Annotated in this window: 23 protein-coding genes and 3 pseudogenes; 17 read left to right on the top strand and 9 right to left on the bottom strand. The window is 64.7% G+C overall.

Going from position 1 to position 23,974, the window contains the following annotated elements:
• A partial coding sequence (locus M8523_RS32765; RefSeq protein WP_282589040.1) for a hypothetical protein occupies positions 1-490 on the bottom strand: 490 nt, incomplete at its 3' end.
• A 394-nt stretch (positions 491-884) separates the two neighbouring features.
• On the opposite strand from M8523_RS32765, the gene M8523_RS32760 reads away from it, so the two are divergent.
• Positions 885-1,310, top strand: a complete 426-nt coding sequence (locus M8523_RS32760) for a recombinase family protein (protein WP_282589039.1) — start codon at positions 885-887, stop codon at positions 1,308-1,310.
• 265 nt (positions 1,311-1,575) lie between these two features.
• Here the strand turns inward: M8523_RS32760 and M8523_RS32755 are convergent, their stop codons facing one another.
• On the bottom strand, positions 1,576-1,905 hold the full coding sequence (locus tag M8523_RS32755; protein ID WP_282589038.1) for a c-type cytochrome: 330 nt from the start codon (positions 1,903-1,905) through the stop codon (positions 1,576-1,578).
• A gap of 1,067 nt (positions 1,906-2,972) precedes the next feature.
• On the opposite strand from M8523_RS32755, the gene M8523_RS32750 reads away from it, so the two are divergent.
• The 8 genes and pseudogenes from M8523_RS32750 (at position 2,973) to M8523_RS32715 (ending at position 13,323) form a co-directional block, all read left to right on the top strand.
• A complete protein-coding gene (locus tag M8523_RS32750; protein WP_282589037.1) occupies positions 2,973-5,732 on the top strand; it encodes a cation-translocating P-type ATPase in 2,760 nt (919 codons plus the stop codon).
• A gap of 23 nt (positions 5,733-5,755) precedes the next feature.
• Positions 5,756-6,874, top strand: a complete 1,119-nt coding sequence (locus tag M8523_RS32745; protein WP_282589036.1) for an AI-2E family transporter — start codon at positions 5,756-5,758, stop codon at positions 6,872-6,874.
• A gap of 26 nt (positions 6,875-6,900) precedes the next feature.
• The gene (locus M8523_RS32740; protein ID WP_282589035.1) at positions 6,901-8,112 is read left to right on the top strand and encodes a bifunctional aminoglycoside phosphotransferase/ATP-binding protein; all 1,212 of its coding nucleotides are present in this window, start codon (positions 6,901-6,903) and stop codon (positions 8,110-8,112) included.
• A gap of 15 nt (positions 8,113-8,127) precedes the next feature.
• Positions 8,128-8,445, top strand: a pseudogene (locus tag M8523_RS32735) (P-loop nucleotide/nucleoside kinase family protein); the annotation flags it as partial.
• 318 nt (positions 8,446-8,763) lie between these two features.
• The gene (locus M8523_RS32730; RefSeq protein WP_282589034.1) at positions 8,764-11,844 is read left to right on the top strand and encodes a heavy metal translocating P-type ATPase; all 3,081 of its coding nucleotides are present in this window, start codon (positions 8,764-8,766) and stop codon (positions 11,842-11,844) included.
• A gap of 2 nt (positions 11,845-11,846) precedes the next feature.
• Entirely contained in the window at positions 11,847-12,245 is a 399-nt protein-coding gene (locus M8523_RS32725) for a hypothetical protein (protein WP_282589033.1), read from the top strand.
• Complete coding sequence (locus M8523_RS32720; RefSeq protein WP_282589032.1) at positions 12,230-13,054, top strand: putative universal stress family protein; 825 nt, start codon at positions 12,230-12,232, stop codon at positions 13,052-13,054. The genes M8523_RS32725 and M8523_RS32720 overlap by 16 nt, the downstream gene beginning before the upstream one ends.
• 32 nt (positions 13,055-13,086) lie before the next feature.
• The gene (locus M8523_RS32715) at positions 13,087-13,323 is read left to right on the top strand and encodes a hypothetical protein (protein ID WP_282589031.1); all 237 of its coding nucleotides are present in this window, start codon (positions 13,087-13,089) and stop codon (positions 13,321-13,323) included.
• 479 nt (positions 13,324-13,802) lie between these two features.
• On the opposite strand, the gene M8523_RS32710 is transcribed toward M8523_RS32715, so the two are convergent.
• The 5 genes from M8523_RS32710 to M8523_RS32690 form a co-directional block, all read right to left on the bottom strand.
• Positions 13,803-14,414 carry a cytochrome b gene (locus M8523_RS32710; protein ID WP_282589030.1) on the bottom strand — a complete coding sequence of 204 codons (612 nt, stop codon included), beginning with the start codon at positions 14,412-14,414 and terminating at the stop codon, positions 13,803-13,805.
• A gap of 11 nt (positions 14,415-14,425) precedes the next feature.
• Positions 14,426-14,863, bottom strand: coding sequence for a sulfocyanin-like copper-binding protein (locus M8523_RS32705; protein WP_282589029.1), 438 nt, complete (start codon positions 14,861-14,863; stop codon positions 14,426-14,428).
• A gap of 109 nt (positions 14,864-14,972) precedes the next feature.
• Positions 14,973-15,605, bottom strand: coding sequence for a hypothetical protein (locus tag M8523_RS32700; RefSeq protein WP_282589028.1), 633 nt, complete (start codon positions 15,603-15,605; stop codon positions 14,973-14,975).
• Positions 15,598-16,131, bottom strand: a complete 534-nt coding sequence (locus M8523_RS32695; protein WP_282589027.1) for a cytochrome b/b6 domain-containing protein — start codon at positions 16,129-16,131, stop codon at positions 15,598-15,600. Before M8523_RS32695 ends, M8523_RS32700 begins: the two co-directional genes overlap by 8 nt.
• A 43-nt stretch (positions 16,132-16,174) precedes the next feature.
• Positions 16,175-16,450, bottom strand: a complete 276-nt coding sequence (locus M8523_RS32690; protein WP_282589026.1) for a PepSY domain-containing protein — start codon at positions 16,448-16,450, stop codon at positions 16,175-16,177.
• 240 nt (positions 16,451-16,690) lie between these two features.
• Between M8523_RS32690 and M8523_RS32685 the strand changes: the two genes are divergently transcribed.
• The 5 genes and pseudogenes from M8523_RS32685 to M8523_RS32665 all read left to right on the top strand — a co-directional run.
• Entirely contained in the window at positions 16,691-17,005 is a 315-nt protein-coding gene (locus M8523_RS32685; protein ID WP_282589025.1) for a PepSY domain-containing protein, read from the top strand.
• On the top strand, positions 17,005-17,673 hold the full coding sequence (locus M8523_RS32680; RefSeq protein ID WP_282589024.1) for a response regulator transcription factor: 669 nt from the start codon (positions 17,005-17,007) through the stop codon (positions 17,671-17,673). The genes M8523_RS32685 and M8523_RS32680 overlap by 1 nt, the downstream gene beginning before the upstream one ends.
• On the top strand, positions 17,670-19,160 hold the full coding sequence (locus M8523_RS32675) for an ATP-binding protein (protein WP_282589023.1): 1,491 nt from the start codon (positions 17,670-17,672) through the stop codon (positions 19,158-19,160). Before M8523_RS32680 ends, M8523_RS32675 begins: the two co-directional genes overlap by 4 nt.
• Position 19,161: 1 nt before the next feature.
• The gene (locus tag M8523_RS32670; protein ID WP_282589022.1) at positions 19,162-19,536 is read left to right on the top strand and encodes a phosphatase PAP2 family protein; all 375 of its coding nucleotides are present in this window, start codon (positions 19,162-19,164) and stop codon (positions 19,534-19,536) included.
• A gap of 34 nt (positions 19,537-19,570) precedes the next feature.
• A pseudogene (locus tag M8523_RS32665) lies at positions 19,571-19,792 on the top strand (IS110 family transposase); the annotation flags it as partial.
• A 7-nt stretch (positions 19,793-19,799) separates the two neighbouring features.
• On the opposite strand, the gene M8523_RS32660 reads toward M8523_RS32665, so the two are convergent.
• A complete protein-coding gene (locus tag M8523_RS32660) occupies positions 19,800-20,438 on the bottom strand; it encodes a LysR family transcriptional regulator (protein WP_282589021.1) in 639 nt (212 codons plus the stop codon).
• Positions 20,439-21,115: 677 nt separating this feature from the next.
• On the opposite strand from M8523_RS32660, the gene M8523_RS32655 reads away from it, so the two are divergent.
• The 3 genes from M8523_RS32655 (at position 21,116) to M8523_RS32645 (ending at position 23,560) form a co-directional block, all read left to right on the top strand.
• Positions 21,116-21,766 carry a BON domain-containing protein gene (locus M8523_RS32655; protein ID WP_282589020.1) on the top strand — a complete coding sequence of 217 codons (651 nt, stop codon included), beginning with the start codon at positions 21,116-21,118 and terminating at the stop codon, positions 21,764-21,766.
• 150 nt (positions 21,767-21,916) lie between these two features.
• On the top strand, positions 21,917-22,807 hold the full coding sequence (locus tag M8523_RS32650; RefSeq protein ID WP_282589019.1) for a PRC-barrel domain-containing protein: 891 nt from the start codon (positions 21,917-21,919) through the stop codon (positions 22,805-22,807).
• A gap of 540 nt (positions 22,808-23,347) precedes the next feature.
• Positions 23,348-23,560, top strand: a complete 213-nt coding sequence (locus M8523_RS32645; RefSeq protein WP_282589018.1) for a hypothetical protein — start codon at positions 23,348-23,350, stop codon at positions 23,558-23,560.
• 80 nt (positions 23,561-23,640) lie between these two features.
• Here M8523_RS32645 and M8523_RS32640 read toward each other — a convergent pair.
• A pseudogene (locus M8523_RS32640) lies at positions 23,641-23,892 on the bottom strand (IS3 family transposase); the annotation flags it as partial.
• Positions 23,893-23,974: the final 82 nt, after the last annotated feature.

Here is a 23,974-nt window from a genome sequence, read left to right as displayed (position 1 = left end):
CGTCCGGCTGCGTCTCGGTGACGACGGCATCGCACCAGCCGTCTTCAGGCTGATCGATAGCCAGAACCACACTGCCTTGGCGAATGCGGGTCCAATCCTCCGGGTAGTTCAGGATCAGTGGCGCTGTCTCCGATATATCCTTCGCGCCATCGGCATTGTTAGCCTCCCGTTGCGGAAGCACGACCTCATTCGGGTTGACCCCACCAAAGCCGCATAATTCGTCATACAGCGCCTTTTTGACGAAGGGCACGAAGGCCTTGCCGCTGGCGAAAACCCGCCCCTTGGGCAGCCTTCGGGCCGCACTGTGATGCTCAGGGCTGTCGAGCAGCAGCACATGCAGGCCCATCAAGCTGGCCGCCCTTTGCGCCAGTTCCGCATCCGACTGGGCAAAGACCGATGCATGCGCCTTGCGGCTTTCGTCGAGCCCGAACACGGCGATGTGGGGGAGGAAGCTGTCAGGCAGGGTCACTGCCGAGGCTTGGTCGTTCATAAGGATCTCCCGAAATGAAGAAGGCCCCGGAGGGGGCCTGAAATCGCTGCGCGGTGGAGTTTTCGTTCGGGCGTTGTTGGCCTTGCGTCAACGAAGTCTTGTGCGCTCATGGTTTGCGCCTCGATCGGGCTGCAATCATCGCAACCTCACGTAAGGTAATACACTCTGTGATTGCATGTCAAGTAAGTTGGTGTTCTCCAAAGAATTTTCGAAAGTAGCATCTGCATTGACCGACTTGCGCCCATCGAGATCGTTCAGCGGTATTGCGTCCCTTCTCAAAAGCGGCCGTTCGTGCCCGCGCGATTTGCAGTAACTCCGCAACGACATCGCCGGGGCCGGTTGGATCAGCGGCTTAGTTTGTACGAATCTCGGGTGCGAAATCGGAGAGACTCACTTGGCCGTCATCGGCTACGCCAGGGTATCGACGGACGGCCAATCCCTCGACGCGCAAGTCGCCGAACTGAAGGCGGCCGGTGCCTCGGCCATCCACCAAGAGAAGGGGTCCGGCGTGGTGACCGACCGTGCCGGCTTGAAGCGCGCCGTCGCTTCCGTCCAGGCCGGGGACGTCCTGCTGGTGACTCGGCTCGACCGGCTCGCCCGTAGCAGGCGGGACTTGTTGCGGCCGATAGCCGAGGCCGCCGACGTCGTATTCGTCTACCGCCTGGACTGCATCGCCAAGGCGATCAGGTTCGCGCGGCGCACGCGCGCCATCGCGCTGCAAAGCGTGATTGCTGGGCATTGGTCTGCCAGACCTGGGGATGGTCGCGGCCGCCGGCGGGAGCGCTCACACGGGAGGTCATCGACGTGGCGGTCATCCTGAATGCCTTCGTTGCCTCGGCGAGCTGAAGTGGCCCGGGTTCTTGATGCAGCCGCCGGCTGTTATCGCCGTGCCCACACCCACGGAGCGCGTGGCCTGATCAAGGGTGTTTCTGCGAAGGCAGCGCATTTGGACGGTCGGCTCTGATCCTGACGGTGGCCGCTGGCGCCCCGATCCTCGCGCTCGCCGCAAAGGCATCACCCGACAACACGCGAGCCAAACCGATCGTGCTCACCACGCCATTTAGGGTTCAAGAGTCATGCCGCCCTCAGTGTTCCAGCGTTTTCATATACGCGAGCAGATCGGTGATCTGCCCTGGGTCAAGCCGCCACTGCGGCATGCTCGGGTGTCCCGTCAGGATGCCCTCGACAAAAGATTCTTTCAGGTCGTCAACATCGTAACGCTCGTGAAGGGTTCGGAACGGCGGAGCTTCTGAGATTTGAGACTTCTCGTGCCGTCCGATCGCGTGACACATGGCGCAATTGGTTTGCGCAAAGGTCTGCCCCCGCTGCTCGTTCGGTTCGAGGGCTACAGCGGGTCCGCCTGCGGCCGTGCAGAAGAGCAGAACGGCGGCCGCCCGGGCTTCGAAGCTTGTCATGATAGAAAGCCTTTTCGGTAGCGGTTATTTTCAATGCCCTGTTGGCCTGGCCTCGTTCGCGGATCGAAATGTAGACCGCGGGTCCTAAACGGTGCCAGTGCCACTGGACGTCCACCTCATCCTCAGCGTGCTGTACAGAGGACCACATTGCGCCACGTGCGCCTCCATGGCGGGAGCCGAATTCAGCTTCAGTCGGACTCGACCGCCCAGAAAAGAGGCGACAGACAACCACGCTCCAGCGCTTCAGCTTCCCGGGCACCGGGCAAGTCGAGGGTCGGGAAGCAAGAGGACCTTCGCTTCGTCTAGAACGTGCGGTCGGACCTATTTGTAAACGATGACGAACGCGGGAAGACGATCCCGCTGGCCTGGGCCCTATACATCGATCGCTGAATGCGAATCGAAGTCACCTGTCCTCTACCATTTCGCACTGCGCCCCAATTATGAGTTCAGTCGTCCTCGTTCTGCTCGACATCGTCGGATCGTGGCGCGCGAGTTGATCCATTACGATTGCGATCCCGACCCTCTGACGCTCCTCGGTGATGGTCGAGCAGGAACTTGGTGCCCGAGGGAAGCTGATTTCGGTGGCACCTGTCGTCTTGACCCCTGTGGGAGAACGAACCGCAGCCGTCGGCCACCAAAGTCAAAACGGTCGGATGCGCATCCTTGGCCGGAGGCAACGGCAACGCCTGCACCGTTCCCGTAGAGAGGATCGCGACGGCAAAGACTGCCGCGTTTTGAAGCATTTTCATTTGACCGGACCTTGGTTTCCCACGAGGCTTTGAAGCCGCGCGACCGGTCGTTCGACGTGCCGGCGTGGAGCGACGGATCTCGCTCTACAGAGTTCCATTACGCCAGCGTGCGAGGGTTTGGTCAACGAATAGGATCTTGCGCTTACGCTTAGCCGCTATCGAGATATGCCGCACAATTCGGCGTCCACAACAATGTAAAGCTGACACTGGCTAGCGGAATCAAGGAGAAGTCATCTTGGGACCGGTCCGTTAGTAACGGTCGCTGTCATGGAGCGGCTGAAGGATACCTTCCCCAGGCCGCTATTCCAGGTGGACGCAATGTCGAGGTCCACCGTGACGCAAGATCCCGCCATCGACATGTCGACAAGCCCTGTCAAGCCGGGCACCAACCTGTCGAAAGCATGGCATGCGTTGTCCATCGTCCAGGTTTCCGATTGCCTCGCTTCGTCGTCGAAAGGGCTGACGCGCGAGGTCGCGGCGGCCCGGCTGACCTCGGACGGGCCCAACGCCCTCACGGACGGGTCGAAGGTCAGCGCGCTCCACCTCGTTATCACCCAGTTCAAGAGCGTCATCATTTGGATCCTGATCGCCGCGAGTGTCGTCTCGGCGACGTTGGGCGAATGGGTGGATGCGGCCGCCATCCTCGCGATCGTCGTCCTCAACGCGGGGATCGGCTTCTACCAGGAATACAGCGCGGAACGGTCCATCGCCGCCCTGAAGACCATGACGGCGCCGCATGCGAAGGTCAGGCGGGACGGTGCCGTCCGCACGATCGTCGCCTCGGAAATCGTCGTCGGTGACGTGCTCATCCTCGATGCGGGCGACCTCGTCGCCGCCGACGCACGGTTGTTCGAGGCGAACGCGCTCACGTGCGGCGAGTCCGCGCTCACGGGCGAGTCGGAGGTCTCGGCCAAACAGTGCTCCGCCCTGGTCCGCGCGAACACGCCCCTTGGCGACCGCTCCAACATGGTCTTCATGGGGACGAGCGTCACGGCGGGAACCGGGCAGGCCATGGTCGTGGCGACCGCCATGGACACCGAGATCGGCCGCATCGCCGGGCTCATCACGGACGCCGGCCGTGATGCGGGGACCCCGCTGCAACGGAAGCTCGATCGCCTCGGCTATCTCCTCATCTGGGCGACGCTCGCCATCGTCGCCCTGCTGTTCGGCCTGGTTCTGTGGCGCGGCACGAAGGTCCTGGATCTGTTCCTGACCTCGGTCAGCCTGGCGGTCGCGGCCATGCCGGAGGGATTGCCGGCGGTCGTGACGGTCGCGCTCGCGGTCGGCGTCATGCGGATGTCGCGGCATCGGGCCCTTGTGCGTCGTCTTCCCGCGGTCGAAACATTGGGATCGACCACAGTCATCTGCACGGACAAGACCGGCACCCTGACCGTCGGCGAGATGACCGTCAGGGCCCTCTTCGTGGCTGGACAAACCTTTGAGGTCGCCGGGCAGGGCTACGGTCCCGCCGGGAAGATCAGCATCGATTCCAAGCCGCCGAGCAGGCAACAGGCGACCGCACTGCTCGTCCTCGCGAGCATCCATCTCGGCTGCAACGATGCGCATCTCGTCGAGGACAAGGGTGTCTGGACGACGGTCGGCGACCCGACCGAAGGGGCGTTGCTCTCGGCCGGCGGCAAGGCCGGTGCGGATCGCGTGCTGCTCGACAAGGAATGTCCGAAGGAGCGGGCCTTCCCGTTCGACTCCGATCGCAAGCGAAGCTCGGTCGTGCGCCGGATGCCGGGTGGCGGCCTTCGCGTCCTGTCCAACGGGGCACCGGAGGCGCTGCTGCTGCGTTGCGACCGGATCCTGTCCTATGCGGGCGTCAGGCGGCTCACGGAGCAGGATCGAACCCAGGTCCTCGACTGGATCGCGACGCTGTCGGCCCAGGCGCTGCGCGTCCTGGGATCGGCTTACCGCGATCTCGACGACACGACGATATCGGTGACCACGGCGGACGCGGCCGAACGCGACATGGTGTTCGTGGGCCTGTCGGGCATGTACGACCCGCCGCGACCGGAGGCGAAGGAAGCCATCGTGACATGTCGGCGGGCCGGCATCCGCGTCGTCATGATCACGGGCGACCATCCCCGCACCGCCGCTGCCATCGCGCACGAACTCGGGATCGTGTCGGACGGCAGCCCCATCACGGGCACGCGACTCGACGCCATGTCGGACGAAGACTTGCATCGGCGGGCCGCAACTGCCGGCGTCTACGCACGCGTGACGGCCGCCCACAAGCTCCGCATCGTCCGCGCCCTGAAAAGCGACCGAGCCGTCGTCGCCATGACGGGCGACGGCGTCAACGACGCCCCGGCCATCAAGGGCGCCGATGTCGGCATCGCCATGGGCCGAACGGGCACGGAGGTCGCCAAGCAGGCCGCCGACATCATCATCACGGATGATGACTTCGCCACGATCGTCCACGCCGTTAAGGAGGGGCGAGGCGTCTTCGACAACATCCGAAAAACCTTGCAGTACCTGCTGGCCGGCAACACCGGCGAACTCCTGGTCATGACCGTCGCGATCGGCGTGGGGCTCCCGGCGCCGCTGCTGCCGATCCATCTGCTATGGATCAACCTCGTCACGGACGGCCTGCCGGCCCTCTGCCTCGCCGCCGATCCGATCGACCCCGACGTCATGGGCCGTCCGCCGCGCCCGGCAGGCGAACGCATCACCAACCGCCGCTTCGTCGAAACGATGCTCCTGACCGGCGTTCTCACGGGCGGAGTTGCCGTCGCGGTCTTCGTCTACGTTCTCAAGTCCGGGACGCTCGAAGCCGCCCGGACCTACGCGTTCTCGGTCCTCGTCTTCGCGGAACTGCTCCGGTCGTTCGGGGCGCGAAGCGCGTCGCGGTCGATCCTCAAGGTTCCCTTCCTGGGCAACCTCCCACTGGTCGGCGTGGTGGCGCTGGGCGTTCTGGCGCAGGTGTTCATCCAGGAAATCCCAATGCTCGCCCAGGTCATGAAGGTCGCGGTCGTGCCGCTGCGGGACCTCCTGGTCCTGCTCGCGATCGGCTCCATTCCCCTGATCGCGCTGGAAGTCGCCAAGCTCGTTCGGAGTCCGGCTCCGTGTTGACGGCCGAGCCCGGGAAGCCGGACGTGGACCCGCATCGACACGTCGCTTCGGTCGACGGGGCCGGTGCGAAGGGGCCTCATTCGCGTTCGATCGAGTCGAGATCGTTCCTCCTGATCATTGCGGTCGCGACGCTCGCCTTCGCGTGGATCCTGTGGCCCTTCCTCGCCGCGATCTTCTGGGCGGTCGTCATCGCCATCGTGTTCGAGCCGATGCACGCCCGGCTCCTGCGGCTCCTGGCCGGGAGGGGCAACTGGGCCGCCATCGTGACGGTCCTCCTCATCCTCCTCATGGTCGTGCTGCCTCTCGCGCTCATCGCTGCCGCCTTGGCGGGGGAAGCCACCGATGTCTACGGCAGGATCCGATCGGGGGACCTCGACCTCGTCCAATGGTTCCAGCCCGCCGTCGACGCCCTGCCGTCGTGGGGACGGACGGCGCTCTCTCACTTCGGCCTGACGGACCTCGCGTCCCTTCGTGACAAGCTCACACCCGCCTTGGCCAGTGGAAGCCAACTGATCGCGACGCAGGTCCTGTCCATCGGCCAGGGGACGTTCGGCGTCGTCGTGAGCCTCGGGGTCATGCTCTACCTGCTGTTCTTCCTCGTTCGGGACGGCCACGCGCTCGCCGGACGCGTCCGTGCCGCGATCCCGCTTCGCGCGGACCGCAAGCTCACCCTCTTCGACCGGCTCGTCGTCGTGATCCGGGCGACGGTGGCGGGCGACATCTTCGTGGCGTGCGTGCAGGGCGCGCTGGGTGGTCTCGGGTTCTGGTTCCTGGACGTGCATGCGGCGCTTCTCTGGGGCGTCCTCATGGCCTTCCTGTCGCTGCTGCCCGCCATCGGCGCCGCCCTGGTCTGGCTTCCGGTCGCGGTCTATTTCCTGGCGACGGGCGCGATTTGGCAGGGCGTCGTCCTCGTCGCTTACGGCCTGTTCGTGATCGGCCTGATCGACAACGCGTTGCGCCCGCTGATGGTCGGCAAGGCGACGGCCATGCCGGACTATGTCGTCCTCCTGTCGACGCTCGGCGGCATCGAGACGTGCGGGGTGCTGGGCTTCGTGGTCGGGCCGGTCGTCGCGGCCATGTTCATGGCCGTGTGGGAGATGGTCGCGGCTTCGCCGGAAACGGAGGGGACCGTGAGTTCGTGACGTCGCCTCTCGAAAAGGAACGCTCCATGCCAGTCGATCCGGAAACACACGCCGTGGATTCGCAGAGCGGCACGATCTTATTTCTAAAAACGCTTGTCGCCGAGGGTCACGACCCCGCCTCGATCAAGGTGATGCAGACCCACCTCTCGATCATCCTCCTCGCAGGGCATCGGGTGTTGAAGCTCAAGAGGGCCGTGCGGCTGCCCTATGTCGACTTCTCGACGCCGGCCCATCGCCTGGTTGCTTGCGAACGGGAACTCACGCTGAACAGGCGGACGGCGCCGCTCCTGTACGGCGACGTCCGTCGCGTCACGCGAGGGGCTGACGGAGGCCTCGCCATGGATGGGGACGGTCCGCTGGTCGATGCCGTCGTCGAGATGGTCCGCTTCGACCAAGACCGCCTCCTGGACAACCTCGCGATCACCGGCAACCTGACCTTCGCCCAGGTCGAGGCACTCGCGCGGCAGGTGGCCGTCTTCCACGGCGCCCTCGCTCCCGATCGGCATCGGTCCGGTTACGGGGTGATGGAGGCGGTCCTGCACATCAACGAGAAGGCCTTCGCGGGCACGACCATCTTTGGCAAGGACTCGGTAGCCCAGATCGCCGGGAAGTTCCGCGCCCGGTTGGCGGCCATCGCACCGCTCCTGGATGCGCGAGGGGCCGCAGGGAAGATCCGCCACGGACACGGGGACCTCCACCTACGCAACATCTGTCTGGTCGCTGGCGAACCGATGCTGTTTGATTGCCTGGAATTCAGCGACGACCTCGCGACGACGGACATCCTCTACGACTTGGCGTTCCTGTTGATGGACCTGTGGGACCGAGGTTTGCACGCGCACGCCAACCTCGCCCTCAACCGCTACCTGGACGATCTCGACGAAACGGACGGGCTGCCGCTGCTGCCCTTCTTCATGGCTGTGCGGGCCGCCGTCCGCGCGCACGTGACCGCTACGCAGGCGATGGGCGCTTCCGCCGGGGTCGACCGTCTTGAGCGCGAAGCCAGGACCTACTTCGACTTGGCGGTCGCCTTGCTGGAAACCCGTCCCGCCCGGCTGGTCGCGGTCGGCGGCCTCTCGGGATCGGGCAAATCGACGGTGGCCGCGTCGATCGCGGACATGGTCGGACCGGCGCCGGGGGCCCGCGTCACCGGCAGCGACCGGACGCGGAAGCGCCTTTTCGGCGTGCCGGCTCGGACGAGGCTGCCGGCGGAGGCCTACCTGCCGGCCGTCTCGGCCTAGGTCTACGAGAAGCTCCGCTCCGAAGCCGCGCGCATCCTGCACCTTGGGCACGGCGTCGTGGTGGATGCCGTCTTCGACAGGCGAGACGAGAGCATCGCGATCGCCGACGTCGCCGAGCGGGAGGGTGTCGCCTTCCAGGGGCTATGGCTGACCGCTCCTCGCGAGGTTCTCCTCCACCGTGTCGCCCAGCGTCGCGGCGACGTCTCCGACGCGACCGGCGACGTGCTGCTCTCGCAGATCGAGAGGGCCGTGACGCCCGCAGATTGGGTTTTGATCGCTGCCGACGCTTCGGTCGAGGAGGTCTGTGCCGAAGCCCAGGGCGCCTTGGCGTGACGATTCTCCCTGCCTGGCAAGCGGCGTCACCAACTCCGGCGGCGGTGCTATCCGCTTCCAAAGCGAACGAGGAAAGGGAATGAACCGGCGGCGTCATGACGGGAAGGACCGAACGCCTCAGTTCGTTCGTCCCTGCCGAATTGGAACGGGTGGGATCGAGCAGGCTCTGGACCCCTGGCGCGCGGCGTTTCCGAATAGCCGCTATCCGCTCTTGCTTGATGCCCTCGATGGCCGCGCCGCCTAGCGTTCTCCGGTGCCTTTCTGGCGATTCCAGCGCGTCGATCGCCTTCGCAGCTTCGGATCTGCGGACCTCAACCGATGAACGATCCTCAGGCAAACTCACCGATCCCTGCCTTGGCGCTGGGAAGCTTCACGGCCCGCTTGCTGGTCATCCTTATCGTCGCTGCGTGCGCCGCCGCGATTTGGCGGCTCAGTGTCATCCTGGTGCTTCTTTTCGGCGCCGTCCTCCTCGCGATCGGGCTTTGCGCCGCGACGCGAGCGCTATCGATTCAAGGCCGCATCCCGAAGGGTGTCTCGCTTGCAGGCGTCCTGCTCGTAGGTGTGGGCGCGCTGGGGGGCGCCTTTTGGATTTTCGGTTCCAGCGTGGCCGCGCAGTTCGACGATATCGCCAAGGTCGTTCCCGCCGGATTCAAGGTCGCTCTCGGCTGGATCGACAACCAGCCCTATGGCCATCAGGTCCTGGACCAGTTGCGTGCGCAAATAGGCGGGCCGTTGAACGGCGCCAGCCTGGTCGGCGCCGCGAGCTGGGCGACCTCCCTCCTGACCACAGGAGCCGGCGCGGTCATCCGTGCGCTCGGATACGGGGTCGTCGCCCTGTTCGTTGCGATCTACATCGCTGCCCAGCCCGGTCGTTACCGCCACCTGTGCCTTCGGCTGGTTCCCCCGACGCGGCGTCCGGTCGCCGAGCAACTGATCAACGTCAGCGGGCGGGTCCTCCAGCGCTGGTTGGTCGGCCAGATGGTCGTTATGCTGGTCATCGGCGTGCTGAGCGGGATCGGGCTCTGGTTGCTCGGCATCGAGGCTGCGGCGGCGCTGGGCCTGATGGGTGGCCTGCTTTGCTTCATCCCCTTCGTCGGCGCGATCCTGGCCGCCATCCCGGCCTTCCTGGTCGCCCTCACCCAGGGACCCGCATACGCGGCTTCGGTGCTGCTGATGTATGTCGGCCTTCATTTCGTCGAGGGAAACTTCATCACCCCCATGGTGCAGGCGGAGGCCACGTCGTTCCCGCCGGTCCTGGCCATCCTGTCGACCGTCGCCTTCGGCCTCCTGCTCGGTCCAGTCGGCGTCCTCCTTGCCGCGCCGCTCACCTTGTTCGCCATGGCGGCCATTGAGGTTCTCTACGTGCAGGGAGCGCTGGGAGAGGCGCCCGAGGGAGAAACCTTGGTCGCGTCGGCTCAAGTTGCCTGGAAGACGGCGTCCCTCACTGGCAAGATCGCGGGAGCCAAGGTTGCGACGTCCCGTGTGCCGGAAACGTCATGGTTGAATCGGGCCATTCGTATGGTCACCCGGTTCCTGTTCGTCATCCCCGCCCTGGGTCTCGCGAGCGGGGCCGGGCTCTGGTGGTTCGATCGCACCGACCTTGCGCAATTGGCGTTCGCCTGCGGCACGGCACCCGTCCTTTTGACGCTTCTCTTGACCAGCGTCGTCAGCCTGGCGCGAGGCGAGGTCGGGCTCGACATCGTGGCGGCGCTGGCGATGGGCGGTGCGCTCATCGGCGGGGAGGACCTGGCGGGTGTCGTCGTCGCCTTGATGTTCGCGGGCGGCCAAGCGCTGGAAAGCTATGCGCAGGGCTCCGCCGAAAGGGAGATGACGGCCCTGCTCGGCCGTGTCGCGCGGACGGCCCAGGTGCGACGGGATGATCGGATCGAAACTGTACCGATCGAGACGATCCGGCCCGGCGACACGCTCCTGATCCGATCGGGAGAGGCCCTGCCGGTGGACGGCGTCGTGAAGGGCAGTGCCGCGGTGCTCGACGAGGCGGCCCTGACTGGAGAAGCGGTGCCCGTTCGGCACGACATCGGCTCCGCAGTCGCGAGCGGCGTGACCAACGGGGGGACGCCCTTCGACCTGGTGGCGTCGCGATCGGCTGCCGACAGCACTTATGCGGGCGTGGTCAACCTCGTCGAATCGGCACGGGCGTCCAAGGCGCCCATGTCACGGCTCGCGGACCGCTATGCGATCGGCTTCCTAGCCGTGACCGTGGCGCTTGCCGGCGGTGCGTGGTTCTTCGCGGGTGACTGGCACCGGGCACTGGCGGTGCTGGTCGTGGCGACGCCTTGTCCGCTGATCCTCGCGGTTCCCGTCGCCGTCGTGTCCGGCATGTCCTGGTGCGCGCGGCGCGGCGTCCTGGTCAAGTCGGCCCAGACCCTGGAGACACTCGCCCGGATCAAGACCCTCCTCATGGACAAGACGGGGACGCTGACCACGGGAAAGGCCACCCTGCGCGATATCGTGGCGGCGGATGATGTTCGTGACGACGACCTCGTCCGGATCGCGGGATCGCTGGCGCAGTCTTCCACGCACCCGATGTCGGTCGCGCTGGTCGATGCGGCGCGTGGGAAAGGCCTCGAACTGAGCGTGCCTTCGAGGGTCGTCGAGGCGGCGGGGGACGGGTTGAGCGGCGTCGTCGCAGGCCGGGAGGTGGTCCTCGGCCAGACGGGTTTCGTCGTCGGGAAGACGTCCCCGGACATGACGGATGCACCTGCGACCACGGACGGCAGCAGCAGCGTATCGGTCGGGATCGACGGACGTTTCGCCGGCACCCTCGTTTTCCGCGATGAGGTTCGCGACGACGCGGAAGCCACACTGCGCTCTTTCCGCGACCAAGGCGTGAAGCGCATCGTCCTGGTGACGGGGGACCGGAAGGCGGTCGCCGAGGCGACCTGCGGAGCGCTTCCCATCGACCTGATCCTCAGCGACATGTCCCCGACCGGCAAGGTGGATGCTGTCCGTGCGGAAGCGGCGGGCGGTCCCGCGCTGATGGTGGGCGACGGGATCAACGACGCGCCGGCCTTGGCCTTGGCCGATGTCGGCGTCGCCCTGGGAGCCCGCGGCGCCGCTGCGGCCGCCGAGGCCGCCGACGTCGTCGTGCTCGTCGACCGCCTGGACCGCATCGCCGAGGCGATCGGGATCGCCCGACGCACGCGCGCCATCGCGCTGCAAAGCGTGTTCGCCGGCATCGGCCTTTCGGGCGTGGGGATGATCGCGGCCGCCGCGGGCTACCTGCCGCCGCTCGCGGGGGCGCTCACCCAGGAGGTCATCGACGTGGCGGTCATCCTGAATGCCTTGCGCTGCCTGGGCGAGTTCAAGTGGCCCCGCATGTTTGCACCCGCCCCGCAGGTCGCCGTTCTTCCCGCCCCCATGACGCGCGGGGCCTGACGATGATCACCTTCGCCAAGGAAGCGTCGAGAAAGGCAACGTCAGCCATAATCCTGATGGTTGCAGGCGCCCTGGTCGCCGCGCCGATGACGCGGGCTTCATCCTTTGAGGTCCAAGGCCGACCGCGCGCGCAGCAGGGATTGAGCCAGGAGGATCGCGATGAATGCGATGTCATCTGTCGCCACGCCTACCTCGATCGCGGCCTATCGAACGATCGATGGATCGCGAACTGCGTCGCCGTTTGTCTCTCGGTGAACGATCCCGATCGAAGCCGTGAGCTGCAAGCATCCACCGGCAGGGTGGTTGCATCCTCGCTTCGAACCGACACGCCCCACCGAACTGACCTGCTCAAGCCGTTCCGGTACGGCGCAGGCTCGATCACGCCATGGAGGTTGCCTTGAATTACGCCTGTCTGATGGTCCCAGTGGATCTCGGCCCGACCGCCGCCGATCGTGTGAAACTCGCGAGCCACCTTGCAAAAACCTTCGGCGCTTCGCTGATCGGTGTCGCGGCCCGGCAGATGATGACGCCTGTTTCGGCGGAACGAGGACCTCTTGACCAATCCATGCTCGATGCCGAGCAGGATCGCGCGACCGCCGACCTGGAAGCGGCGGAGATCCTCTTCCGTCGCGAGATCGACCCCGATGCGGTCGCGACATGGCGGTCGGCCATCGCGTCGCCGGTCAGCTTCATCTCCGATCAGGCCAGTGCGGCCGACCTCCTCATCGTCACGCGGCACGGTAAGCGGGATGGCGATGCCGGGTTGCTTGGTGTCGGCACCGGCGCTCTCCTGATGGGGATCGGTCGTCCAATCCTCGTCGTGCCGCCAAACCTCGACCGCGTCGCCTTGGACAGGATGGTGATCGCCTGGAAGAACACGCGCGAAGCCCGTCGAGCCATCGCGGACGCCCTGCCGCTCCTCAAGCTTGCCGAAGCGGTCGTAATCGCCTCCGCGGGATCGGAGACCGACCGTGGCAGCGCCGAGGATGTGGCAACCTACCTCTCGAACCATGGCATCGAGGCCTCCATCCGGGTCGAAGCGCTGGACGACTCCGCGACGGAAACGATCCTCACCATCGTCCGGGAGGAGCGGGCGGGCGTCCTCATCCTGGGCGCCTATGGCCATAGCCGGGTGCGCGAATGGATGTTCGGCGGGGTGACCGGAGACCTTTTGCAAGGCACGCCCGTCTGCTGCCTCATGAGCCACTGACGACTTCGCTTCACGACATCGAGGAAAACGAAATGCCAGAACCACGGGACGACCTCATCGCCTGGAGGTTCGACGTGGCCCGGAACGCGATGGGCAGCGAGACGCTCACGGCCTACGTGAACTGCACGGACAGGGAGCAGGCGTGGCGCATCGTCAGGGCCAAGCTGCCCCGTGCCGACTTCCTGAGCGAGGTCGGGCTATCAGCGGTGCAGCTGTCGTGGGACAACCAGCGCCCGTTCGGGTCTAGCGAAGACCTGCGTTTCGCCTGATTGGCCCGGGCGCTCCCGCATGTGCCTTTCGCCCGACGCTGATGCCGAGCGCGCCAGGGCACCGTTGCCGTTCCGCATCGAGAGGTCCCCGATGTCGTCCGTCTTCAGGATGATCGGCTTTCGTGCAAGCGCGCTGAGATCGTGGACGCCGGCGCCGCGGCACAAACCGCCTTCGCTTGTGTGTCGACCGTTCGCTGGGGTCCTCAAGGTGCGCGAGTCCAGGCCGCCTCCCGAGTGAGATGAAGCCCCCACTCGATCGATGTTACTGACGATCGGGTTCAACCGAACGTGGAAGAGAACCCGGTCAGCGGTCCGGTCAATAGGAATTCATCTATCGCTCAACGACCGGAGCAGGACAAATGCCGCGTTCGCTGAAGCGACCACGCCTTTGTTCTCCGGGCAGTGCTGGACAATGAGGATCGCGCAACTGGGAATTCAGGCGGGTGCCGCGTCGTCTGGCGGATCGTGAGCGCGAATCTTTATCCGGGACGGGCGTCGCTCGCCCGCCCAATAGGTTGACCTATCGCCATGCGTTGCAGGACGCCATCCTTCTTGATGAAGCGGTGCCGGAGCGCGCCGGCGATGTGCATGGCAAGCAACGCCAGGATAGCGTAGCCCAGCCAGCCGTGCAGAACGAACAGGCGGTCGCCAAGGTTTTGGTTCGCCTCCACGAGGTCCGGCAGTGAGATCACGCCGAGAAACGCGACGGTGTCCCCTTGCGCATTGCTGCCGAGCCAACCGAGGATCGGCATCGTCAGCAGGGCAAGGTAAAGCAGCGCCTGGACCGTCCCGGCCAGCCACCGCTCCCACGGCGCGCTCGGCACGGGTGGCAGGGGATGCATCATCCGCCAGACCGCGCGCGCCACGGTGACGAGCAGGATGCAGAGACCGATTGAGCGATGGATCTCGACCAGCGTAGCCGCGGTCGGCCCGGGACCGAGAACGTTGAACAGCCAAGCCGCGCCGAAACCACATGCGACGAGCGCCGCGGTTGTCCAGTGCAGGGCCCGCGTCGTGATGCCGAGACGCTGCGCGGCAGGGAACCGCAAGATGCCATGCGCAAGACGGCTGTCGTGGTCGCGGGGCGACATCGCCGCGCCGCTCAAGGCGTCACGGTGAACGGCGCCGCCATCCCTGACTCGTAGTGGCCCTTGATGTTGCAGATCAGCATGTAGTCGCCGGGCGTCACGCTCGCCTTGAGAACCCCGTTGGCGCCCGCCTTGAGGTTCGACACCTCGCCAAGCGATTTGATCGCCTTCTCGTCGATGCGGTGCTTGGCGGGATCGAGGGGAAGCGTCTCGCCTTTGGTCGCGAGCTTCACCAGGATCATCTCATGGCCGGTTTTCATCGCGGCGTTCGTGACGTCGAACTCGACCTTGCCCGCCGGAACGCTCGGGGGCACGGCTTCGAGGCCCATCTTCTCATGGCTCTCGCCGGTCAGCCTCACTTTCACGACCGTATCGGCGAACGCCGCCGTCGCGCCTACGGCCGTCATAACGCCGGTCAAAAGTAGCAAACTGGTATGGGTTCGAAAGTTCATGGTCATGTCCTAGTAGGGCGAGCGCCGAGAGCGACGCTCGCGGGATGCTCACTTCGTGTTTGGGTCGAGTTTTCGGAAACGCACGTCGACTGGCTTGTTGTCGTGCTGGTCAAAGCCGGTGCCGCAATCGGGTTTGAGCAATCACTTCTATGCTTCGAATACGCCTGAATGGCGGCTCAGCGCGTTGACGGACCATCCACGATCCCGGTTCGATCAAGGTATCGACCTCGCCGTGTATTGCAGTCATCCCCCCTGACTTCGACGCGACCTCCACCGGGATGATCGACTCCACTCCTCGGCAACTCGCGGCGGAACAAATGCTTGGGTTGACCGGCCTGGATCGGCTGATGCACGGCTTTCCGGACGCGGAGTGCCTCTCTACCTGCCAATGTTCCAACGGTCGCAGCAATGTTTCGAGCGGGAGTTTCGGGTCGTTGTCGTCCGAAACGGGTAGATCGGTCTTGGCTTCCTCGACCACGCGTCGAACGTGGTCCTCCAAAAGTCGCAGCAACTTGCGATCATGCGCATTGAGCGACTTGAGCCGCTTGATGATGTCCAGGATGCGTGGGGACGTTTCCTGTTCCTTCTCCGGGTGAATGACCCCCGGCCGACGGGTCGAGAACATGGCAGGGTCACCCGTCGGATGGCAGCGCGCCGAAGCGAACGTGGAGGCTTTGTCACTGCACCTCAGGTTGGGGGGACAGCCGCGACAGGCGATACCGTTCAAATCCGGCTCAATCATCTACGTCGCCGAAGGCGGCCGCATGTTTCCGTCCCGAAACCATCGCGCCGACCAGGTTCTCGCGGTGGCGAACGCTGGCTAACACGACGCCGCCGAGGTGGAGAAGGACGAGCACCAGGAGACCGTGTGCTGCGAGTTCGTGGGCGGATTCGACCCACTCCACACCGAAGTAGGCGTCCGTCATCATCATCCATCCTGTCAGGGCGGTGCTCGCCATGGCGGCGATCAGCACCATGACCATCACGCCCCCCGCCGGATTGTGCCCGAGGTATCGCGCTTCCTTGCCACTGACGATGTCCGACAGGTAGCGAGCGACGGTCGCGGGGTCGCGAACGAATTGCGAGAACCTTGCGTAACGGGTGCCGACCACGCCCCAAAGGAGGCGCATGAGGATCAGGGCGGCGGCGGCGTAGCCGGCCCAGTGATGCAACGCTTCCGACGACCGTGGCGTGAACCACGCGACGCTGAAGCTCAGGACAAGGCTCCAGTGGAAAAGGCGCACGATGGGGTCCCATATGCGCGTCATGGGTGGAGGCCGACGCGCGTCCAGGCTCACCGAAGGCGCGGGATCAGTTCTCACCGGCTTCGGCTTCGGCCATCTTCGCGAGTGTTTCGGCGTTGTAGGCCGCGTTTACCTTCTTGCCGGCCTTGTCGACGGCATAGACTTCGTAGCAGCCCTTCTCGGTCTTGATCTGGCGGACGGTCATCCCTTCGGCCTTGAGCTGAGTTTCGAGCGTTGCCTTCGGCTGGAACTTGGACGCGGATGCGGTGCTGCACCCACCGGTGGCGAACGCCGGTCCAGCGATCATGAGGGCGGCAGCGGTGAGTAGGGTCGTGCGAACCATGAGGAACTCCAGTGCGCGGGGTCACGGATGGACATGCCGATGGCATGCTTCCGATGGCGGCCTGTCGGCGCGTCATGGATCATGGCTAGCAGCCCGAAACTGTCGGCTCGCTGACACGACGGGCCTATCGCTTCCTCGCAGCCTCGGCCGGCTTGCGCTACTCAACGGAAAGCAGCGAAACCGAGGTTGTGGGTTGGCCCGTGTCAGCCATTCGACAGCTCAAAGGTGTGACAAACGACAATGTCGTACTTCCGCACAGCAGCCGCCCTGACGTTGGGCATTGTCCTGACGACGGCGGTCCTGCCGGCGCGGGCCGACGATGACGACGATCACGATCGTGCGTTCGGGGCCGTCGAGCGCGGCGAGGCGCTGTCGCTTCCAGAGGTGATGGCAAGGGCGAAGCAGCAGTTGCGCGGCGAGGTCGTCGGCACCGCATTCACCCGTGAACACGGCCGATGGATCTACGAATTCAAGGTCGTCGCGCCCGGAGGCAAGCTGCGCCGTGTCTACGTCGACGCCGCCTCGGGCAAGCCCGTCAGGGACGATGACGACTGATGCGCATCCTGCTCGTCGAGGACGACCCCCGCATCGTCCGCAACGTGAGAACCGTGCTCGAAGCCGCGAGCTACGCCGTCGACGTGGTCTCGGACGGCGAGAGCGCGTGGTTCGAGGGCGACACCCAGGACTATGATGTCGTCATCCTCGATCTCGGCCTGCCGAAGCTGGACGGCCTCGCGGTCCTCGCCCGCTGGCGGGAGGAAGGTCGGAATTTCCCCGTACTGATCCTCACGGCTCGGGGGGCCTGGGCCGAGCGGGTCCAAGGCATCGACGGCGGGGCCGACGATTATCTCACCAAGCCCTTCGCCATGGAGGAACTGATGGCGCGCGTGCGGGCCCTGACCCGCCGCGCTGCCGGCCGAGCCTCCGCCTTCCTGGTCGCGGGGCCGGTCAGCGTCGACACGCGGAAGATGCTGGCCTCGGTCGACGGCGCACCGGTCAACCTGACGACGCTCGAATATCGTTGTCTGAGTTTCCTGATGCATCACGCCGGACGGGTGGTGTCCCCGACCGAGCTGATGGATCATCTCTACTCCCATGACCACGACCGCGACCTCAACGCGATCGAAGTGCTGATCGGCCGCCTGCGCCGGAAGATCGGCGTCGAGCTGATCCAGACCCGGCGTGGGTTCGGCTACATGATATCCGACGCGGCGCACGCATGAGGCGCGGCGCGCTCAAGCTTCGCCTGCTCGCCGGCGGCGCCGTGTCCATCGTCGTCGTCTTCACGGTCTTCGGAGTCGGCCTGTACTTCCTGTTCGAACGCCACGTCGAACGTCGGGTCGCGCTCGAACTCGGATTGCATCTCCGGCAGCTGGTCAGCGGCATTGAACGGGGGCCGACCGGCGCGTTGCAGCTCGCTCGACCGCTGGCCGAACCGCGCTTCGCGGAGCCGTTGAGCGGGCTCTACTGGCAGGTCTCTCCCGAGCCGAGTGGCGCTGTGCTTCGTTCACGCTCGCTTTGGGACGCGGCCCTCACGCTGCCGGCCGACAGGATCGCGGATGGCGCGGTCCACCAGTACGTGATCCCCGGTCCCGGGGGTGCCAGCCTGTTCGCGGTGGAGCGCGTCGTCGGGCTCCCCAAGGCCATGGGCGGCGGCGACGTCCGCGCCGTCGTGGCAATCGACAGGACGGAGCTGACCACCGCCGCCCGGGACTTCCTGACCGATCTCCTTCCCTTTCTTTGCGCCCTGGGAGCCGTTCTGCTCGGCGCCGGTTGGCTGCAAGTGACCATCGGGCTGAGGCCGCTCGATGCTGTTCGCAGCCGGTTGGCCGACGTGCGTGGCGGTCGTCGGACGCAACTGGGGGCCGAGTTCCCCGATGAGGTGCTTCCCCTTGCGGCCGAGGTCGACCTGCTCCTGCTGGCGCAGGAAGGCGCGATCACCAAGGCCCGCGCGCGCGCGGCCGATCTCGCCCATGCCCTGCGCACGCCGCTCGCGGTGCTCCAGGGCGACGCCGAGGCCCTGCGGGTGCGGGGGGAACACCAGGTTGCCGACGAGATCGCGGGTGTCGCGGACTCCATGCGTCGGACCGTCGAGCGGGAACTCGCGCAGGCACGGGCCGGGACGAGGGTGTCGCGCGGAATGGCGGAACCGCTCCTTCCCATGGTCCAGAGCATCGTCGGGGTCCTCAGCCGCCTGCCAGCCGGCCGCAGCCTCGACTTCGCCATCGAGATCGCGCCGGAGCTGCACGCGGATGTCGATCCACAGGACCTCTCCGAGGTGATTGGCTGCTTGGGTGAGAACGCGACCAAATGGGCGCGCGGCCGCGTCACGTTTTCCGCCCGCGCCGAGGGCGAAGCGCTCAGCATCGCGGTGGAGGACGATGGACCAGGGATCTCCGTCGACCGCAGGGAGATGGCTCTGAGTCGTGGCGGCCGGCTTCCGCAAGCGAAGCCGGGCAGCGGCCTCGGTCTCGCCATCGTGGACGACCTCTGCGAGGCCTACGGGGGCATGATCACGCTGGAAACCGGCACCTGGGGAGGGTTGAGGGCCGAGGTCCGGTTGCCGGCGGCAAAGGAACTCCGCGAACGGAAGGGACCACCATACACGAGGCGCGCTGCCGGAGACGGCATCGCAGGTGGGCACCATGACTCTCCTCCAAGGAGGAACATGACTGAGCCCGCCGACCTCAATCATCAAGGGCAGGAATGACATGGAAACCTGGAACCGAGCCGTCTTTCTCGCCCTGAACACGCCTGAGCACCCCAACTCGGGAGTGGTCTTGCTGGCGATCGCCATCGCGCAGGGGGCGATCTTCCTCGTTCCTCCCCTCCTCGCCAGCCTATGGCTCTGGGGTGGACGGGGGGACCGGAGCGGACTGCTGCTCGCGTTCTGCGGCGCCGAGGCCGCCCTGGGTTTCAACAAGCTCGCCGCAGCGGTCTGGTATCACCCGCGTCCCTTCGCCGTTCCGATCGGCAGGACCCTGGTCGAGCACGTCGCCGACAGCTCTTTTCCCAGCGCCCCCCTGACGTTCCTGGTGGCCGTGTTGGTGTGGACGGCCCCTTTCGGCATCGTTGTGCCAGACTGAGTGGGTCGCAGATCTCAGACGATGGAGACCGTCCTTGGAGAAGATTGCCCGCATTGGCATGGATACATCGAAGCACGTGTTTCAGCTGCATGGCGTCGACGCGACCGATAGGGTCGTGCTGCGCCGCAAGTTGCGGCGGACCGAGATGCTGGCGTTCTTTGCCGCGTGCGAGCCGACTGTGATCGGCATCGAGGCGTGCGCTGGTTCGCACCACTGGTCGCGTGAACTCTCCGCGCTTGGCCATGAGGCGACGATCTCGAGCGTCAGGCCGTCCAGGCCGGCTTCCCTTTCAGCTCCGTTGTAACACACCCGGACAACGCGATCCGGACCACTTCCGATGACATCGACGACGCCGAAGAACGTGTTGCCCCGATGGACGCAGGATGTCTGCTGTTGTGGCATCTCTTACCCCTTTGGAAGGAGGCCATAAGCCAGACTTGTGACGGGCCGGAGGCGGTAGGGGCTCCGGCCGGATGTGACAAGAAACGCGATTGGCGCTCCTCACGCGTCCGGCGTCCGCGACACTGCATGAGGACCGAAACGTTGGGATCTTGGCATCCCCAAGCAGCAATAGACATCGTTCCCTCTGCTCCGGTAAACGTCACGCATTCGAGCGAATCCGCATAGTCACTATCGATATTCGGTGGTGCGGGTGACGGTGGAGGAAAGCCTAGACGTAATGAAGCTGAGGGCTCCGCCTGCTTGCGGACGTCGTCGCCCGCCAACGTGGGCACATATCCTTCGGGAGTTCGGTTTAGAAGGCGGACGCCGAGACTGTCCTCGAGGGACGCGAGGCGGCGCCCTACCGTCGACTGGGCCACATGCAAATGCTTCGCGGCGCCCGAAAGGCTGCCCGAGCGAGCAATCGAAAGGAAGAAACGAAGATCGTCCCAATCCAGCATAGGCATCTCCTGATGTGAAGCGATCGCGCTCGGCAGAAAATTCTCGTCTCCCGATATTTACTACCCGATAACGCTTGGTGTCTTCGAAAGCAGACAAGTGTATCCAAAAGCCATAAGAAATATCAGTCGAATAAACATTGCTTCTGGCCGAAGCATGGTCCGCCCGGCCTGACGGCGAATTTCACTTTATCAACGACATGGTGCGATCATTTGTGTCGGTCGAATAGTCGATACTCGCTATGCGAAAACGCTCCGTTGTTTTTGAGCCTGCAACCGCCGCTCGCGCCCTGTGCTCGGGCGCTGAGCCCAAGGACGATAAATAGCTCGTCGACTCAAGGCGCTTGGAGAACGGTATCCGGCATGATCTCTCCATGAACCTGGGGCCGCGATGACAGGGCACGACATTTTGATCGGTGCCGGCCGATGCAGGCGGTGTTGATATCGTGATGTCGAATGCAACGCCGACGTCCTAGCCTTTGGTCTACGCATTTTCGCATAGTCGTTCCGCGAAGTCGGTTCACGCCTTGAGCGGCCGATCTGCCTAGGCTCGTCGTTAGGATGTCGGGCGCGACAAGCTCGCCGCGATTTTGCGGCAGCCTCGACATTCTCCAGACGGGAGGGTCCGAAGTATCGCCTGCGTGCCGAGCGCGCTGATCATTTTCAAAGGAAGAAACCCCATGAACAACGACAGTCAGCTCCAGAAATCTGTGCAGGACGAACTCGCCTGGGAGCCGAGCGTGACCGCCGCCCATATTGGCGTCGCCGCCAAGGATGGTGTCGTAACCCTGAGTGGTCACGTCAGCAGCTACTTTGAGAAACGCGCCGCCGAGAACGCCGCCGCACGGATCAAGGGCGTCAAGGCCGTGGCCGAGGAACTCGACGTTCGGCTTCCGTTCGAGACGAAGCGAACCGACGACGAGATCGGGGCCGCCGCGATCGAGCGACTGGCCTGGGATACCTCCGTCCCGCGCGACGCCGTGAAGGTGCGGGTCGAAAAGGGCTGGCTCACGCTGACGGGACAGGTTGACTGGAAATACCAGAAGGACGCCGCCCACGACGATCTCCGCCCGCTGTCGGGCGTCGTCGGGGTTTCGGACCAGATTACGCTCAAGCCGCGTCCCAACGCCAAAAACATCTCAGCTGACATCGAGAGCGCCCTGCACCGATCGTGGTCCTTCTACCAGGACAACGTCTCGGTCAGCGCCACGGGCGGCGCGGTCCGGCTCACGGGAACGGTGCACACCTACGATGACAAGTGGATCGCGGCCAACACCGCCTGGCGCGCTCCCGGCGTGACGGGCGTCGAGAACGACATCGCTGTCGTCTAGCCAGGGACATGGCAACCCGGCGGAGGGTTGCTGTCCGGGGCCTGTTTCGTGCCGCCATCGGCGCGGATCCCAAGCGATCGATCATCCTCGCTGCCGTCCAAGCGCCTCTGGGGGAACCTCAAAGCAACCCCTCGCACAAGGGACGTTCCCATGAACAAGCACCTCACGATCGCCTTGCTGACTGCCGGATATGCCTCCTTGGTTCTCACGACAGCAGCGGGCGCCACGCAAACCGCACCAATCCATAACGACGAGGTGCCACCGTCGCCGGTGGCACAGGCCTCCCCTGTGGCAGAACCTTCCGCATCCTGCCTCGATGACCTGCGCGATTTCAATGCGAAGATCGAGAAGGACGGGTATTGGCTTGGAGGATCCGCCTTTGGATATGGATTCCCGGCGGGCGGATGGGGCTTCGGCTATGGCTACCCGATGGGCGCCTATCGGCCACCAGCCGGCATCGGCTTCCAGAACGCCCGTCCCGGATACGAAATCCGAGCCCTACTCGCTTCCGCAAACATCCTAGCGAGAGAGGGACGCCAACAGGCCTGCGAGGACGTCCTGTCGGCGACGGGCTCCATCTACGGAAAGTATCTGGCCGACATGCACGACGACAATGCCAAGCTCGTGAACGGTCCCGCTTGGCGTCAGCAGCAGATCGCCGCCGCCCTGCCGATCGCCGGCACAACGACTTCGGTGCGTTCGGACCAGTTGATCGGCACCGAGTTGCGGAACCATAGCGACCAAGGGCTTGGCAGCGTCGACGACATCGTCCTGAGCCCGACGACCGGCACAATTGCGTATCTGATCGTTGGCCGAGGCGGCATTTTCGGCTTGGACAAGAATTATGTTCCGGTGCCATGGAGCGACATCAAGGCCACGCCGAACATGAATATTCTCGTCTTGGACAGCACGACGAGCGCCATGGATGACGCCCCCGGGGTGAGGAAAAACCAGATCTTAACGCCGGCCCAATACGCCGAAACCAGCCGAAAGGTGGACGACTATTGGAAGGTCCACATCGCTAAGAAGATCACAGACTGACGGAACATAGGTCCGAGCTTAGACCTGGCAAGCGAACCACCGCAGCATTACGGAGCGTCGTTCCAAGTCAAGCTAATCGTCGTATCCACTTGCCGAGTCAAACGCGGTGAGATGGTGGGCAACGATCACGACGTTGATGGTCGGCGTCGTGGCCATCGCGTCGCCGGTGTGGCCATTGAGAGACGGACCTCCATCTCTGCATTACAAAAACCGACGTGTAGGAATGACGATGAATACGATGTGATCTGTCAATACACCTCGCTTTATCGAGGGATGACTGCTGGAAAATGGATCGCGAACTGCGTCGCCGATTACCTGTGGGCCGATGGCCGCTGCCGTCCCCCGAGACGCCGGCATTAATGGAGCCACGCCGAAGTGGGGTGTCGCAGGGACGACGACGGTCCGAGGGTCATATCACATCCAGGGCTCGGCCGATTCGCTTGGCGAGTGACACAAAAACCAACGGATATTCCCTCGTTTGGGAGTCGGATTGGCGGGCGGGACCTATTGGCGAAACCACACACGACGATGGAGATTAGCTTGAGCAACTATATCGTGAATTTTTATAAAACGGTCCTCAACGACACGGGCCATGTATTCGAGTCGTGCCAGGGCTCGGTCGAGACACTCGCTGTTAACGAGTTGGAAGCCGTGGCTTTCGCGAAGGATCGTTTCTGCGAGGCAGGCCGCCTTTCCGATTGGACCATGCATTCCGATCGCGTCGAGGTCATCGAAGCCGAATTCCCGTCCTGAGGCACTGCCAAGGCGGGCGCGCATTTGAATGGTGTCCGCCTCGTCGGTCCGCACAGCCACTTATTCCACGCCTATCCACACTCAGAAGGCCGGCCTTGCCGGGCGCGCCGGACAAAAAATCGTTGGACAGCGTCAACTCGCCGATCTTGACGTGCAGCGTCTTCACGTCGATGGCCGGCGCCGCCAGGCCAGCCCTCGGTTCAGAACCGGAGACCTTGGCGGCGTCACTCACAAGTTGCGCCTACCAGGCCGTGATCTGGTTCGGATGCAGCTCGAACTGCTGCGCCAACTCAGGAGGGCGTCTTCTCACCTTTTACGGCTGCCAAAGCCACCTCGCCTTAGGAAGCGTCGATAAATTTCTGAATCGCGACGAGGATTTTTGAGGGATTCCCTGCTGCGTCTTTACTTTGTAGA

Origin of the sequence: Lichenifustis flavocetrariae (assembly GCF_026130545.1) — a bacterium.
Lineage (GTDB): Bacteria > Pseudomonadota > Alphaproteobacteria > Rhizobiales > Beijerinckiaceae > Lichenihabitans > Lichenihabitans flavocetrariae.
This window is presented reverse-complemented; position numbering and strand designations above follow the sequence as displayed.